Origin of the sequence: Streptomyces sp. NBC_00984, assembly GCF_045162475.1 — a bacterium.
Lineage (GTDB): Bacteria > Actinomycetota > Actinomycetes > Streptomycetales > Streptomycetaceae > Streptomyces.
In genome coordinates this window covers 3,521,234-3,536,285 of sequence record NZ_CP108734.1, presented here as the reverse complement: position 1 = coordinate 3,536,285, position 15,052 = coordinate 3,521,234, and the positions used below count along the sequence as shown (strand labels likewise).

General features: G+C 71.4%; 11 protein-coding genes. 8 read left to right on the top strand and 3 right to left on the bottom strand.

The window, feature by feature from the left end; all coding sequences use genetic code 11:
- Nucleotides 1–605 precede the first annotated feature (605 nt).
- Together OG520_RS15330 and OG520_RS15325 are read left to right on the top strand one after the other, a co-directional pair.
- Nucleotides 606–1,382, top strand: coding sequence for an RNA polymerase sigma factor (locus OG520_RS15330; RefSeq protein WP_406013543.1), 777 nt, complete (start codon nucleotides 606–608; stop codon nucleotides 1,380–1,382).
- A complete protein-coding gene (locus OG520_RS15325) occupies nucleotides 1,382–2,503 on the top strand; it encodes a hypothetical protein (RefSeq protein ID WP_406013542.1) in 1,122 nt (373 codons plus the stop codon). The genes OG520_RS15330 and OG520_RS15325 overlap by 1 nt, the downstream gene beginning before the upstream one ends.
- Before the next feature lie 215 nt (nucleotides 2,504–2,718).
- On the opposite strand, the gene OG520_RS15320 is transcribed toward OG520_RS15325, so the two are convergent.
- A complete protein-coding gene (locus tag OG520_RS15320) occupies nucleotides 2,719–3,651 on the bottom strand; it encodes a L,D-transpeptidase family protein (RefSeq protein ID WP_406013541.1) in 933 nt (310 codons plus the stop codon).
- 230 nt (nucleotides 3,652–3,881) lie between these two features.
- Here OG520_RS15320 and OG520_RS15315 point away from each other — a divergent pair, with 230 nt between their 5' ends.
- The 5 genes from OG520_RS15315 to OG520_RS15295 all read left to right on the top strand — a co-directional run bounded on the left by OG520_RS15315 (nucleotide 3,882) and on the right by OG520_RS15295 (nucleotide 11,036).
- Nucleotides 3,882–5,462, top strand: coding sequence for a methylmalonyl-CoA mutase (locus OG520_RS15315; protein WP_399327346.1), 1,581 nt, complete (start codon nucleotides 3,882–3,884; stop codon nucleotides 5,460–5,462).
- Between the two features lie 89 nt (nucleotides 5,463–5,551).
- Complete coding sequence (locus tag OG520_RS15310) at nucleotides 5,552–6,163, top strand: Uma2 family endonuclease (protein WP_399327348.1); 612 nt, start codon at nucleotides 5,552–5,554, stop codon at nucleotides 6,161–6,163.
- Between the two features lie 61 nt (nucleotides 6,164–6,224).
- Nucleotides 6,225–6,890 carry a leucine efflux protein LeuE gene (gene leuE, locus OG520_RS15305; protein WP_399327350.1) on the top strand — a complete coding sequence of 222 codons (666 nt, stop codon included), beginning with the start codon at nucleotides 6,225–6,227 and terminating at the stop codon, nucleotides 6,888–6,890.
- Between the two features lie 220 nt (nucleotides 6,891–7,110).
- The gene (locus OG520_RS15300) at nucleotides 7,111–8,628 is read left to right on the top strand and encodes a hypothetical protein (protein ID WP_406013540.1); all 1,518 of its coding nucleotides are present in this window, start codon (nucleotides 7,111–7,113) and stop codon (nucleotides 8,626–8,628) included.
- Nucleotides 8,625–11,036 carry a glycosyltransferase gene (locus OG520_RS15295; RefSeq protein ID WP_406013539.1) on the top strand — a complete coding sequence of 804 codons (2,412 nt, stop codon included), beginning with the start codon at nucleotides 8,625–8,627 and terminating at the stop codon, nucleotides 11,034–11,036. The genes OG520_RS15300 and OG520_RS15295 overlap by 4 nt, the downstream gene beginning before the upstream one ends.
- Before the next feature lie 84 nt (nucleotides 11,037–11,120).
- Here OG520_RS15295 and OG520_RS15290 read toward each other — a convergent pair whose 3' ends face one another.
- Both OG520_RS15290 and OG520_RS15285 read right to left on the bottom strand, forming a co-directional pair.
- Complete coding sequence (locus tag OG520_RS15290) at nucleotides 11,121–12,506, bottom strand: polysialyltransferase family glycosyltransferase (RefSeq protein ID WP_266415210.1); 1,386 nt, start codon at nucleotides 12,504–12,506, stop codon at nucleotides 11,121–11,123.
- The gene (locus OG520_RS15285) at nucleotides 12,503–13,489 is read right to left on the bottom strand and encodes a glycosyltransferase family 2 protein (RefSeq protein WP_406013538.1); all 987 of its coding nucleotides are present in this window, start codon (nucleotides 13,487–13,489) and stop codon (nucleotides 12,503–12,505) included. The genes OG520_RS15290 and OG520_RS15285 overlap by 4 nt, the downstream gene beginning before the upstream one ends.
- A gap of 209 nt (nucleotides 13,490–13,698) precedes the next feature.
- On the opposite strand from OG520_RS15285, the gene OG520_RS15280 reads away from it, so the two are divergent.
- The gene (locus OG520_RS15280; protein WP_406013537.1) at nucleotides 13,699–15,048 is read left to right on the top strand and encodes a DUF6716 putative glycosyltransferase; all 1,350 of its coding nucleotides are present in this window, start codon (nucleotides 13,699–13,701) and stop codon (nucleotides 15,046–15,048) included.
- Nucleotides 15,049–15,052: the final 4 nt, after the last annotated feature.

Here is a 15,052-nt window from a genome sequence, read left to right as displayed (position 1 = left end):
TCCCCCAACACCCCACCCCCTCAAGGAGTTCACTGGTTCGCCACATGTACCTGCCAATTCCGTCAAGCCTTGCCCGTCTGTCACAGGCTTCACACCGAGCCGCTGACATTTCCGGGTGAAGAACGGTGGGAGCGGGTGCCGATGTCCGGCAGCGCTCGCCGGGGCGCGCGATGTCCACCTGCGGAAGGCGTCGGGTCGAGGAGGCTCGGAGGCCGGCTCCGGGGACGGCGCGGCGCGCCGCTCTGACGGAACTCGGATGAACCGGACGGCGCGTTGACCACGCGGTTGGTCACGCGTTGGCCACGTGAGTGGTCTGCTCACGTCAAGAGCGCGCGTCGGGAGGGGTGGGGAAAACGAGGACGACCGGGGCCGCCACCCCCCACAGGAGAGGCCCCGGTCGTCTTCCGCGGGGCCGTAGGACGACCCCGTACTCCATTCAGCGCCGTCGCTGCGTTTTCTGTCACACCACCAGGAGTCCGGGGAATGTTGCGGGTTGTACAAGACATGGACGCGACCCCCGCCGAGGACGTAGCGTGCGGAGTCGCGCAGGGTGGCGCGGCAGTGATGACCAGCTGCGATTCGGGACAGCAGGGCAGGTTGAGGGAGTGCTGGGGGACGACGCGGAGCTCACTGCCGCGGTACTCGCGGCACAGGACGGGGACGAGGACGCCTTCCGTACTGTGTACCGCGCTGTGCAGCCGCGGCTGCTGGGCTACATACGGACACTGGTGGGGGAGCCGGACGCCGAGGACGTGGCGTCCGAGTCCTGGCTGCAGATAGCGCGCGACCTCGACCGGTTCAGCGGCGACGCCGACCGCTTCCGCGGCTGGGCGGCGCGCATAGCCCGCAACCGCGCGCTGGACCATCTGCGGATGCGCGGCAGGCGCCCCGCGGTCGGCGGCGACGAGTCGGAGCTGTCCGAGCGGCCGGCCGAGTCCGACACCGCCGGCGAGGCGATGGAGGCCCTGGCCACCGGCCGCACGATGTCGCTCATCGCCCAGCTGCCGCAGGACCAGGCCGAGGCCGTGGTGCTGCGGGTGGTCGTGGGCCTGGACGCGAAGAGCGCCGCGCAGACGCTGGGCAAGCGTCCGGGGGCGGTACGCACCGCGGCGCACCGGGGACTGAAGCGGCTGGCCGAGCTGTTGCGCACGGACGCCGACAGCACCGACAGCACCGACTCCCACCCCGGCGGAACGGACACCGACGACTCCGACGACGCCGCTCCCGCGGGGGATCCGGCGGACCCGTCCGGCCCGCACCGGAGCGCGGCGGGCCGGACGGCGGAACTCGACGCGGTGCCCGCCCAGCGCCCCGCCCGCAACGGTCTGGCGGCGCCGGCGGGTGTGACGCATTCGCGTCCGTGGACGCAGAAGGACATGTGATGGCCGACGAGCGGTACGAATGGCTTGACAAGGACGCCGCGGAGAGATTGCTCCGCGGCGAGCCGGTCGATCCCGTCGACGGTCAATCGTGTACGGACGCCGAGAGGCTCGTCGCCGCGCTGGACGCAGCCGCACGGACCGCCCGCCCGGCCACCGGTGAACTGCCCGGCGAGGCCGCGGCGCTGGCCGCCTTCCGCACGGCCGGCCACTCCGCGCGTGCGAGGACCCGGGCGAACGCGCAGCCGAGGGGCGCCACCGGGAATGCGGGCCGGCCGGCGGGTGCCGAGATGCTCGAACCGGTACGCATCGGGGCCACGCTCGTCGGCTCCGTCCCGTCCGGGGACTCCCGCCGTATCCGCTCCTCGCGCTGGAGCCGGCCCGTCCGCTTCGGTCTGGTCGCCTCCCTCGCGGGCTGTGCGCTCGGCGGGGTGGCCGTGGCGGCGGGGACCGGGATGCTTCCCGGCCCGTTCGGCGGGCACGCACCCCTGCCGGCCACCTCCGTCTCGGCAGCGGCGACACCCGAGGAGCTCGGTTCGGGGCTCACAGAGGAGGAGACCCCGCAGCCACCGCCGTCCTCCTCCCCGAGAGCGGACACCTCCACGCCCCCCGCGGCCCCCTCCACCCCGGCCGGTGACCCGGATCCCGGCGGATCGGGCCGGGCGAAGGAGCACAAGGGCGGCGACGACCGGAAGCCCGGCGGCGCCGCGACCGGCTCCACGGCCGGCCCCCGGAACGGCGATCTGCCCGAGAGCTCCGGGAAAACCGGCTCCGGCGAGTGGTACGCCAAGGCGCTCAAGGCCTGCCGCGACTACCGCGACGGCAAGCTGGACGACAAGCGCAGACGCAAGCTCGAAGAACTGGCGAAGGGTGCCCGCAATCTGGACCGGTTCTGCGACCGGGTGATCGCGAGATCCGGCCAGGGCCAGAACAACCAGGGCGACGACGGCGACGGCGACGAGCAGGGCAACGACGGTCCGAACTGGAACAGCGGCAGCAGCTCGAACTGGAACAGCGGCAGCGGCTTCGGCTCCGGCATGCCCTCGTCGATCCGGTTCGCCAACGGTGTGCGGCCGCCGCAGACCCCGGTCTCCCTGACGCCCTCGGCCCGGACCACCGGCTGAGCGGAACCGTACGCGGCAGGCCTTTTCGAGCCCTCCACCGCCAGGTGTGACGTTTTTCGAGGCCGTGACGCAGTACTGAGTGAGCCGACTGGTCATCGGCAGCGCACAGAGCCGGGGTTCCCCCCGTACCTACGGCTCAGCGCACATGGCGCGGGCGGGACACGTTCCCCCGGTCCCGTCCGCGCCCCTTCTCCTCCTCTTCCCGCCGGTCGGCCCTATCCGTAGACCACGACCTTGTCGCCGTTCTTCACCTGGGCGAAGAGCGAGGCGATCTTTCCCTCGTCCCGGACGTTGACACAGCCGTGCGAGGCCCCGTTGTAGCCGCGGGCCGCGAAGTCCGCCGAGTAGTGCACCGCCTGGCCGCCGCTGAAGAACATCGCGTACGGCATGGCCGTGTGGTAGATCGTCGACACGTGGTGGCGGGACTTCCAGTAGACGGAGAAGGTGCCCTCGCGCGTCGGCGTGTACTGGGAGCCGAAGCGGACGTCCATCGACGACACGACGCGGCCGTCGATCATCCATGACAGCGTCCGGCTGTTCTTGCTGATGCACAGGACCCGGCCGGTCATGCAGCGCTTGTCCGGCTTGGCGGCCGGCTTGGTGGTCGGCTTGGTGGTCGGCGGATTCAGCTCGGCGGCCGTCGGCTCGTGCGTCATGCCGAGCAGCTTCTGCCAGGTGAGGGTGTCCGTCCTGCCCGTACGGGAGAGGCCGCGCTTGCCCTGGAAGGACTGGACCGCGGCGACCGTGACGGAGCCGTAGTAGCCGGTGGGGCTGCGGTCGAAGTGGCCGATCTGCCGCAGCCGGGCCTGGAGTTCCCGCACCTGCTTGCTCTCGGAACCGCTCGCCATCAGCGTCGTGCCCTGCGGGTCGGGCTTCGGCGTGGGCGACGCGGTGGCCTTCGGCGAGGACGCGGCGGGCGTCGGCGGCCGGGAGGCGGGCTTGTCGTCGTCGGTGGTCGTGGCCGTGGCCCTCGGCGGTGCCGACGGGGCCGCCGGTGCGCTGCCGGTGGCCTGTGCCTTGCAGCCGGCCGCCGCGGTGACGGTGAGGACGGCGAGCACCGCCGCGGCCCCCGTCCGGCCCCGCCTGCCGGTCCGCGCCGTGCCCCGTGTCTCGGTGCGCGACGTGCTCCTGGTGGTGCTGTCCATCATCTCGGCCCCCTGTGTGTCCGGTGTCCCCTTGGACGGATTCCCGCTCTGCCCGGTTGCCAAAGCCCGCGCATGATGGGGAGTGCGGCGGCGAGGGCCGTGGGGGAGGGCTGTGAGCAAGGTCCCAGCCCCTGCCCCTCCAACGGTCTCGCGCCCGCCGCTACAGTCCGTCGCGGGAACCGTGGTTACCAGCAAGTAGCTTTACTGAGCAGCTTCAGCGGGAGGCACAGCAGATGACGCGCGAGTCGGAGTCGGGACTGCCCATCGAACCGGTCTACGGGCCGGACGCACTCGACGGCTGGAACCCCGGCGAAAAGCTGGGAGAGCCGGGTGCCTACCCCTTCACACGCGGTGTCTACCCCTCGATGTATACCGGCCGGCCGTGGACGATGCGCCAGTACGCCGGTTTCGGTACGGCCACGGAATCCAATGCCCGGTACCAGCAGCTGATCGCCAACGGGACGACGGGCCTGTCCGTCGCCTTCGACCTGCCCACCCAGATGGGCCACGACTCCGACGCGCCGATCGCGTCCGGCGAGGTCGGCAAGGTCGGGGTCGCGATCGACTCGATCGACGACATGCGGGTCCTGTTCGACGGGATCCCGCTGGACAAGGTCTCCACGTCCATGACGATCAACGCCCCGGCGGCGCTGCTCCTGCTGCTGTACCAACTGGTCGGCGAGGAGCAGGGGGTCCCGGCGGACAGGCTCACCGGCACCATCCAGAACGATGTGCTCAAGGAGTACATCGCGCGCGGCACGTACATCTTCCCGCCGGCGCCCTCGCTGCGGCTGATCGCCGACATCTTCAAGTACTGCCGGGCCGAGATCCCGAAGTGGAACACCATCTCGATCTCCGGGTACCACATGGCCGAGGCCGGGGCCTCGCCCGCGCAGGAGATCGCGTTCACCCTCGCCGACGGCATCGAGTACGTCCGTACCGCCGTCGCGGCCGGCATGGACGTCGACGACTTCGCGCCCCGTCTCTCCTTCTTCTTCGTCGCCCGCACGACGATCCTCGAAGAGGTCGCCAAGTTCCGTGCGGCCCGCCGGATCTGGGCCCGGGTGATGAGAGAGGAGTTCGGCGCGAAGAACCCCAAGTCGCTGATGCTGCGCTTCCACACCCAGACCGCGGGCGTCCAGCTCACCGCCCAGCAGCCCGAGGTCAATCTGGTGCGCGTCGCCGTGCAGGGCCTGGCCGCGGTCCTCGGCGGCACGCAGTCGCTGCACACCAACTCCTTCGACGAGGCCATCGCCCTCCCCACCGACAAGTCCGCCCGCCTGGCCCTGCGCACCCAGCAGGTCCTGGCGTACGAGACGGACGTCACCGCGACCGTCGACCCGTTCGCCGGTTCGTACGTCGTCGAGAGGATGACCGACGACGTCGAGACCGCGGCCCTGGAGCTGATGGCCAGGATCGAGGACATGGGCGGCGCGGTCAGCGCGATCGAGCGCGGCTTCCAGAAGGGCGAGATCGAGCGCTCCGCGTACCGCATCGCCCTGGAGACCGACAGCGCGGAGCGCGTCGTGGTCGGTGTGAACCGCTTCCAGCTCGACGAAGAAGAGCCGTACGAGCCGCTCCGCGTCGACCCCGCGATCGAGGCCGAGCAGGCGGCCCGCCTGGCGAAGCTCCGCGCCGGACGCGACCAGGACGCGGTGGACACGGCGCTGGCCCGGCTGCGGAAGGCCGCCGAGGGCACGGACAACGTCCTCTACCCGATGAAGGACGCGCTCAGGGCGCGGGCGACGGTGGGCGAGGTGTGCGACGCGCTGCGCGAGGTGTGGGGGAGGCATGTGCCGTCGGACGCGTTCTGAGGCGCTGGGTACCCGCACGGGTGATCTCTCGCTGAATGTCCGTGTACCTGGATAAGCTCATGAACAGTGGTCCCCGAAAGGAGGATGCCGTGGCCGTCATACAGCACGAGGAGCAGGTGCGCGTGCAGGAACAGCCGGAGCTGACGCTCGGCGAGGCAGCCGACCAGCTCGCACGCTCGCTGCCTGGGCATCGCGTGGAGATTCTCCAGGGGAGGCTCACTGTGACACCACCGGCGGACGTATCGCACGCTCTGGCTCTGTCTTGGCTCGGTGAGGAGTTCGGTGCGCGGGCGCGCACCGTGGGGCTCAGACTCGTCCAGGGGGTCGGGTTGTGGTTGCCCTCCGGGCCGGAGGACTACGCGATTCCCGACCTGTCGGTCGTCGAGGCCGACATCAAGGACGCCCATGTCATGAAGAACTGCTACGCCGCTCACGTCTTCCGCATGGTCGTGGAGGTGACCTCGACCAACTGGGCGGACGACCTCGGCCCCAAGGTCGAGGACTACGCCCAGGCGGGCATTCCGGTCTACGTCGTGGCCGACCGCAAGCACGACCTGGTGCTCCTCTGCAGCGATCCCCGGGGCGGCGAGTACAAGAACAAGGCGCACCACAAGCGCGGGACCTCGTTCACCGTGCCGGACGTGGTCGGCGTCGAGATGGAGCTCTCCGTCGACCGCCTCCTCGACGGCGACGAGGACTGACCCCGCGCCTTCCCGAAACCCGCTGGACGGAGTGTCGTACTCGCGTGCGACACTCCGTTTCATGCTGGGTGTCACCGATCTTCCGACCTATCTCGCCGGCCTGGTGCTGATCGTCCTGCTGCCGGGACCGAATTCGCTGTACGTGCTCTCCGTCGCCGCCCGGCGCGGGGTGCGGACCGGGTATGTGGCGGCGGCCGGGGTGTGGACCGGGGACACCGTCCTGATGACCTTGTCCGCGCTGGGGGCCTCGTCGCTGCTGCAGACGACGCCGGTGCTCTTCGCCGTCGTCAAGTTCGCCGGTGTGGGCTATCTGACCTGGCTGGCGATCGGCATGCTGCGGGCCGCGGTGACCATGTGGCGCGAGCGGCACCGGCGGATGGCCGAGCTGACCGAGGAGGACGCCGGGCCCGCGGTCGCGGCGGCGATGGAGCGGCCCTACCGGCGGGCGCTGGTGGTCAGCCTCTTCAACCCGAAGGCGATTCTGTTTCTGATTTCGTTCTTCGTGCAGTTCGTCGACCCCGCCTACGCCTATCCGGCGCTGTCCTTCCTGGTGCTGGGCACCCTGCTGCAGATCGCCAGCTTCCTCTATCTGTCGATGCTGATATTCGGCGGCACCCGGCTGTCCGCCACGTTCCGCCGCCGCAAGCGGCTGTCGGCGGGGGCCACCTCGGCGGCCGGTCTGCTCTTCCTCGGGTTCGCGGCGAAGCTCTCGCTCAGCAGCGTCTGACCGTCGCGCCGAGCAGCGCATCGGCCCGGGGGCGGTGGCAGTTCTCCGTACCGAAAGGGCGAGTTCATCCGGCGGCCGCTCAGGTTTCTTAGCGTGTCGCGGAACCGATCACGCGCGCCGAGCATCCGCCCCTCGACGGAGCGGGGCCCCGTGCGCGCTCAGGTGACCGCACATCCGGATACGCCCCCTCCCCCCACGGGCACCAGACGCTTGGAGCGCCATGAGAGAAGCCCGCACCCGTTGGCCACGGCAACGTGACGCGGCCCCGCCCGGGAGCGCCGCCTCGCAGCCCGCCGCCGTCACCCCGACCGACGTGGACGTGTGCCTGCGGGCTTGTGCCGCGCACAGCACCAAGCTGGTGGCGGGGCTCGACCGGCGGCGTACGGCACTCGCGGAGGCGCTGCGCCACCTGCTGGCCGTGCACGCCGCGGCGCAGCCCGCGGGACCCGCGCCCGCCGGGTCCTCGATCCCGCTGATGCGGCGCGCCGGCAAGGCGGGAGCGGCCTCCGCCGCGCCCCTCGCCGACGAGCTGCTCGACCCGCTGCTCGCGGTCGGCAACAAGGCGCTGGACTGCGGTTACGAGGACGAGCTGAAGCTCGCGATGCTCATCGGGGACACCGTGCTGACCCAGCGCAAGGGCTCCCGGGCCGGCTGGCGGCTGCGGGCCAGGACGCTGGAGGCGATGGGTGCGGAGACCGCGGCCATCGAGGCGTACGAGCGCTACCTCTCGTTCACCGAGGACGACGGCTTCGGCATCGCGGCCAAGGTCGTCGGGCTGCGGGCGGGCGCGCGGCTCCAGGACGCGCTGTTGCGGAGGCTGGAGCGGGACTGCCCGGCCGCCGCCGAGTACGCCGCCCGCCCCGTCACCGAGTCCTGGGCCGAGGGCCTGGCCCTCCAGGCGCGCGGCGACCGGGACCGGGCGGAGCCCCGGCTGGTCGGCGCCCTGCTCGCCCAGGAGCGCACCGGAGCCCCGGTGACGGAGCTCCAGGAGGCCACCTCCCAGTACCTCGGGCTGGCCATGGAGGCGGCCGGGACGGACCCCGTCGCCGTGGCCCGGCTCACCGAGATCGTCGGCCTCTACGCCGAACAGCGCAGGAGCCGGATGCGCGGCCCGGTCGAGGACCCCACCTTCGGCGGCGTCGAGTGGACCACGGTCGGCGAGTTCCGCAACCGGATCGCGGGCCGGTCGATCTGCCTCATCGCCAACTCCCAGCGCGTCGGCAGCAGTTCGATGGGCGCCGAGATCGACGGCTACGACCTGGTCGTCCGCTTCAACTCGTACCGGATCGACCCGGCGGCGACCGGACGGCGCACCGACATCCACGCCACCATCCACAAGCACGGCTTCAACTGGGACCAGAAGGTGCACACCCGGCTGGTCTTCGGCGGGGTCTCCGGCGACTGGAAGCACTCCCTTCGCAACCGCCTCGTCCCGGGCGCCCAGCAGTACCTGGGCGACGAGTCGCTGCGCTGGCCGCTGCGCGACATCGGGCGCGTCGGTGCCGACGTCTGGCCGGCCATCCCCACCACCGGGTTCAACATGCTGTGGCTCCTGGACCACCTGGACGTCAGCAGCCGGATCGACCTGATCGGCTTCGACTTCTACGAGAGCGGCGCCTACCGCCTGCCCGGCGCGATGCGGATGCCCATCACCTCCGTGCACGAGTACACCAGCGAAAAGGCGTGGGTCATGGAACGCGCCCAGAGCGTCACCGACATGAGGATCCGACTGCGATGACGACGACCGCCACGACCCCGTCCGCCACGGGCCTCCCCGCCACGGGCCTCCCCGCCACGGACCTCCCCGACCCGGTCCTCCCCGCCACGGGCCTTCCCGTCTCGCCCGCGCCCGCGAATTCACTCACCGGCAAGCGCCGGGTCGCCTTCGCGAGCTTCGTCGACGAGAACTACCTGCCCGGTTTCCTCGCCCTGCTGCGCAGCCTGGCCCTCTCCAACCCGAACGTCTGCGAGGACTTCCTCGTCCTGCACGACGGACTGCGCCCCGCGTCCGTCGCGCAGATCCGGGCGCTGCACCCGCGCGTCGACTTCCGCCGGGTCGACGCCGAGCACTACGACTCGTACGCCAAGGGCGACCAGGACAACTACCTGGTTCGCAAGGCCTACTTCATCCTCGACATCTTCCGGGTCCGCGACTACGACACCGTGATCACCCTGGACACCGACATGGTCGTCCTCGACGATCTGGGTGAACTGCTCGCGCTGCGCGACGGACTGGCCGCCGTACCGCAGTTCTTCTACGGGCAGCACAAGCTCAACAGCGGGCTCCTGGTCATCCAGCGCGAGTATCTGAGCGACGCGTTCTGCGCGAGGATCGACGAGGTCGGCCGGGCCGGCACGTACGAACTCGACAAGCACGACCAGGGCATCCTCAACGCCGTGCTCGACGGCGACTTCGTCCAGCTCGACGCCCGCTACAACTTCGTCAAGCGGCGGCTCTCCGGCGACCTCCCGGTCCCCGGCTCCACCGCGATCCTGCACTTCACCGGGCGGCACAAGCCCTGGCAGGGCGGCGAGGCCGGCTACCGCGAGGCCGAGAACCGCTGGCACGAATTCGAGCTGTCCGACGCCGAGTTCCACTCCGCGTACGTGGCGCTGCCCGGCGCCAAGCACCACGACCTGCTGGTCCACTACGGCACCCCGCACGTGCTGCGCACCGGGTCCCCGGAGGCCGCCCGCAAGGTCGCCGCCGCCCACATCGCGGCCGGCGAGTACCAGGAGGCGGCCGATCTGCTGGGCCGGGTCCGGATCCCCGTCGACGAGTCCTGGCCGCACGAGGTGCTCGGCCACGCCCTGATGAGCGTCTCCCGCTACGAGGAGGCCCGCGCCCGGCTGCTGCTCGCCACCGCCTCGCCCAACCGGGCCGCGACCGCCTTCGCCCGCCTCGCCCAGATCTCCTGGATCCACGGCGACGACGACGAGGCGGCCGAGTACGCCCTGAAGGGCCTCGCGGTCGACCCCACCCACCGCGCCAACCGGCTGATGCACAAGCGCACCACGGACCTGACCGCCCCCGTGGAGGGCCCCGCCTCCGGCCAGCTCGCCCACGTCGCCTTCTACATGGAGCGCCAGGGCAACGCCGGGGACAAGCTGCTGCCCGAGAGCGTACGGCTGGCCTTCGGCCGGGACACCGGACCGCGGCGGTGGCACTCCATCCACGCCCACCGGCTCTTCGACGAGGCCGCGCTGGAACGGGTCAACGAGCGCCGGGGCCTGGTCATCGGCGGCGGCGGCCTCTTCATCCCGGACACCGCGCCCAACGGCAACAGCGGCTGGCAGTGGAACGTCCCGGACGAGCTGCTCGACCGGATCGACGTCCCCGTCATGGTGTACGCGGTCGGCTTCAACGCCTTCGACGGCCAGGCGTACGGGCACGGGCGGGGCCGGTTCCTCTCCAGCCTGCGCAGGCTGGTCGAACGGGCCTCGTTCTTCGGGCTGCGCAACCACGGCTCCATCGAGAAGGTCCGGGACCTGCTGCCCGCCTCGCTCCACGACAAGGTGCGCTTCCAGCCCTGCCCGACCACGGTCACCCGGCAGCTGGTGGACGGCTGGACGGACCCGGAGCGGCGCGAGGACACCGTGCTGATCAACGCCGCGTACGACCGTTCCGGGCTCCGCTTCGGGCACGACTACGGGCACTTCCTGGGCGAGATGGCGACCGCGGTGCGGGAGCTCGGCAAGCGGGCCGAGGTCCGGTGCGTCGCCCACTCGCTGGACGACGAGCGGATCGCCTTCGACCTGCGGCGCGAACACGGGATCGCGCTGCCGGTGATCCCGATGTACGACTTCGGCAACGACGAGATCCGGGACACCTACGCCCGCACCAAGCTGGTCATCGGGATGCGCGGGCACGCGGGGATGATCCCGTTCGGCTGCGGTACGCCGATCATCAGCCTGATCTCGCACCCGAAGATGGCGTACTTCCTGGCCGACATCGACCGTCCGGAGTGGGGCATCTCGGTCCACGACCGGCACCTCGGGGCCCGGCTCACCGAGCGGGCGGCCGGGCTGCTCGACGACCACGCGGCCACGGTCGCCGATGTGCACGGCCGGCAGCGGGAACTCTGGAAGGTCACCGAGGCCAACGCGGCGGACCTGAGGGTGATCCAGGGCGGCGTGCCCGTCTGACGGCGCCGGGAGCGGGGCGGGGCGCCGTACCGGGCCCGGCCCCGCCCCCGACGCCGAATCCGGCCCCGCCCGCGCCCCCGATGCCTACTGCCGTACCACCCGGCGCCGCACCGACCGTGCCACCCGGCGCACCACCGCGTTGCGCGGCAGGAACGCGAGCTGCGCCGGCACCGCCCCCGGCAGCGCCAGCGAGGTCAGCCGCCTGCGCTTGAAATAGCGCCATGTGGTGGTGTCCAGGTGTGCGGCCAGATACCGCTCGGCGGCGGGCCGCAGCTCCGGGTAGATCCTCGGCTGCATCGCGAACCCGACCGCGGTGACCAGCCCGGTCAGCTCCGCCGGATCCACCGGCTCCGCGCCCAGCGCCGTCCCGGCCCGCTCGACGGCCGCCCGGTCCGTCACCTCCGGCACCAGCGCGTCCACGAGCGTGACCGGGACGCGGTTGCTGTTCTCGTACGGGGCGAGCCGGTCCAGCAGCACCTCGGTACCGACCCGGGCCACCGGCAGCCCGTAGAACTGAGAGGCGGTGAGCAGCGCCGTCGAGAAGCAGCCGACGACCAGCGCGGGCCGCATCCGCTGGTAGAGCACCTCGGCGAGGACCGGTGCGGTGAGCACCCCCTCGTCCAGCACCGTCAGCTCGGCACCGAGCCTCCCGGCCTCCTCGCCCATCGCCCTCGACCACTGCGCCGGGGCCGTGGGATGCGGTTTGAAGACGATCCGGGTGTGGCCGAGCGCGACCGCGCCGCGCATCATCCGCAGATGCAGATTCTCCTCCTCGGCCGCGCTGATCAGCCCGAGCGCCGAGAGGTACTGGCCGAGCAGCAGCGCGGGCGCCTCCACGGCCGGCACGCCGTCCTGGGCCGCGGGCGCGTCCGCCAGCTCACCGAGCACCTTCAGGAACACCTCGGTCGGCACGATCTGCGGCGCCACCCCGAACTCCGTGAGCAGCAGCGGCTTCAGCCCCGGTACCAGGTCGAGGTGGAGCAGCCGGCGCACCCGCGTACCGACCAGCGGGTCGATCTTGTTGCGGGTGGGGCCGTAGCTCATCAGCCCGTCCGCGTACACATCGACCGGCGCGCCGGTGAAGATCTGCGCGACGGCCAGCGCGGGGTTGACCTGGATCGATTCGACCGCGAGCTCGATGTCGTCGTCGCCGAGCCCCCAGGCCAGGCGCAGATGCCGCTCCCACAGGGGTACGTCGTCGGGGCGCGGTGCCCAGCCGCCCGGGTGGAAGGGGGCGATCGTCGTGTTCCACGACACCACGTCGTCGAACCGGCCGCGCAGCGCGTCGAACCCGGGCATCGCGTCGAGGGAGGCCGTCGTCTCCGGCACCGCCGCGTTGTTCGAGACGAGCAGGATGCGGCGGTCCGCGTCCGGGAAGCAGCCCGCGTCGAGCGCGGCGGCGAGGGTGGCGGTGCCGTAGAGCGTGGAGGCGAGGAAGATCTGCGTGGTGCGGGACCGGGCGGTGTTCACGCGGCGGCCACCTCCTTGGTGCCCGTGGCCGGGCGGCGGCGCAGCCGGCGCAGCAGGGTGGCGCGCTGCACGTCCATCGAGTCGAGGGCGTCGTCGAGCACCTGCTGCGGCATTCGCTTGAGCGCGGCTCCACTCATGGACTTCAGTGTGCGGGCCACGGCGGGTTCGAACCTTTCGATCGAGCTCATGTGGTGGAAAATGATCGCGCAATAGGTACGGACCGCTTTCGGCAGCAGTACCTGCGCGTCACGATCTTCTTCGGTTTCCCGAATGACCTGGTCGAACGAGCGAATGAAATCGAGCTGACGTACGTCGCCGATCTGCGTGAGCGAAGAGGCGACCCCGCGCCGGTAGAAAATGCCGAGAAGCCCCAGCACCGCGAAGGAATCGGCCTCGCGATGCAGCCGCCAGATCCACGGGCGGTCCTCCGCGGTGCGCAGCCCGTCCGTGAAATGCAGCAGCCCGCGGTCCAGCAGCCGCCGGTGGTACAGCCCGGCCCAGGCGTACGGATAGTCGACCGAGGTGGACCGCCCGGCGGGCAGGATCGCGTCCCGCGGGTCCAGCACCTCGCCGCGCCGGCCGTGCGGGACGCGGTGCACGCTGCGGTTCCTGCCCTCGACCTGGACATGGTCGGTACGGACGAAGTCGCAGCCCAACTCCTCAGTCCTGGCGAGGAGTTCGGCGTAGAACCCGGGGGCTAGCCAGTCGTCCCCGTCGAGGAACGCGAGGTACTCGCCGCGCGCGGCGTCCAGGCCGGTGTTACGGGCGGTGGCCAGTCCGCCGTTCTGCTTGTGTCTGCGTACGACCACCCCCGGAATCTCGTCCTCGGCGCGGCGCAGTATGTCCGCGGTCCCGTCGGTCGAACAGTCGTCGACGAGGATGAATTCGAAGTCCTCGCGGGCGTTGGCCCGCAGGCTTCTCAAGGTGTCGGGGGCGTATGTCTGCACGTTGTAGAACGGCACGATGACCGAGAGCTTAACCACCCGTCTCACGCTAGGCGTGAGCCCGTCATTTGCCTTGGCCCCGGAAGGGACGGCGGGTGAACGGCGAATGTCGGAATGATGAACCGGGTCGAATCGTGGGCGATTGCGTCCCCTTTGTGAAGGCGATTCGCCAAGCGTCGGCGGGCTGTTAACCAGCTGTTGCCGTCACGTTGGGCCGCGAATCGGAATGCCTTCCTAAGTTCTGGGACGTGCCCCCACGTACCGAAAAGACGACCGCCCTCCGGGTAGCCGTACTCGCCGACTCCGACACCCGGTGGAAATGGGGCGCGCTCACCGCGCGCCGCCTCACCACCGGTGCGTCCGGGGAGTCGGCGCAGCGCGTCGAGATCAGCGGACTGCTGCTGCGCGGCCGGGCCACCCCGACCCCGCGCCAGCTCGCCGAGGTCGGCGACGTCGGTATCGAGGCCGGCCGGGTGCGCGAGGTGACGGCCGTCGAATTCCTGCACACCGTGCGCGACGAGGGGTACGACGTCGTCGTCCTCGCCCTGGTCGGCGGAGCCGTCCAGGCGATGCTGCACGGACTCGCCGCACTGCGGCTGCCCGCCAGGCCCGTCGTCGTCACCGGCTACGTCGGCGTCGTCTACGAGAAGCTCGCCGACGGACTGCTGCTGCGGCACGGCGCCGACGTCGTCCTCGCCAACTCCCGCCACGACGCGGAGCGCTTCCGCGCGGTGTACGAGGGAGTGGGCGCCGACGCCTCGGCCGTCACCGAGGCCGCCCTGCCGTTCCTCGGCGGCGAGCCGCACCGCCCGCAGGAGGGCCGCGACACCGTCGTCTTCGCCGCCCAGCCCTCCGTACCGGCCTCCCGCGACGACCGCATGTACCTGCTGCGCAGGCTGGTCGAGCACGCCAGGCTGCACCCGGAGCGCGAGGTGCTGCTGAAGCTGCGCTCCAAGCCCGGCGAGCACACCACGCACATCGAGGAACTCCCGTACCAGCGGCTCGCCGAGAAGCTGCCCGGCGGCCTCCCGCCCAACTTCCGCCTGGTGTACGGGCACATGGGCGAGGTCCTGGACCGCACCGACCTGCTGGTCACGGTCTCCTCGACCGCCGCGCTGGAGTCCCTGCACAGGCGCGTCCCGACCGCGGTCCTCAGCGACCTCGGCGTCCGCGAGGCACTGGGCAACCACCACTTCATCGGCTCCGGCCTGCTCACCTCCTGGGACCACCTGGACGGGGGCTTCCGCCCGGAACCCGACCCGGAGTGGCTGGCCGGCCAGGGCGTCGCCGCCGACGGCACGTACGCCACGGCCTACGACCACGCCCGCGCCCGCGTCGACGCCCTGCTCGCCACCGCCCGGCTGCCCGACCTCGCCCCCTACTACACGCCCGCCACGGCCCCCGGCTATCTCCCCGGCATCCTCGCCCGCCACCACCTCGCTCCCGACGGCCACCCGCTGCCGGGAGCCGAACGGCCCCGCGAGACCGGCGGAGTGCGCGGCGCGGTCCGCGAAGCGGTCCGGGAGGCGGCGCGCGGCGCGTACCGGCAGGGCGTCCAGCGGGTCGCCCCGGTGATCCGACGGATGGGCGAGCTGTGAACAC

Bases quoted from the DNA above. Each gene is read 5' to 3' on its own strand.
- OG520_RS15325 (WP_406013542.1), top strand. From the start codon at position 1,382: ATGGCCGACGAGCGGTACGAATGGCTTGACAAGGACGCCGCGGAGAGA.
- OG520_RS15320 (WP_406013541.1), bottom strand. From the start codon at position 3,651: ATGATGGACAGCACCACCAGGAGCACGTCGCGCACCGAGACACGGGGC.
- OG520_RS15315 (WP_399327346.1), top strand. From the start codon at position 3,882: ATGACGCGCGAGTCGGAGTCGGGACTGCCCATCGAACCGGTCTACGGG.
- leuE (WP_399327350.1), top strand. From the start codon at position 6,225: ATGCTGGGTGTCACCGATCTTCCGACCTATCTCGCCGGCCTGGTGCTG.
- OG520_RS15300 (WP_406013540.1), top strand. From the start codon at position 7,111: ATGAGAGAAGCCCGCACCCGTTGGCCACGGCAACGTGACGCGGCCCCG.
- OG520_RS15295 (WP_406013539.1), top strand. From the start codon at position 8,625: ATGACGACGACCGCCACGACCCCGTCCGCCACGGGCCTCCCCGCCACG.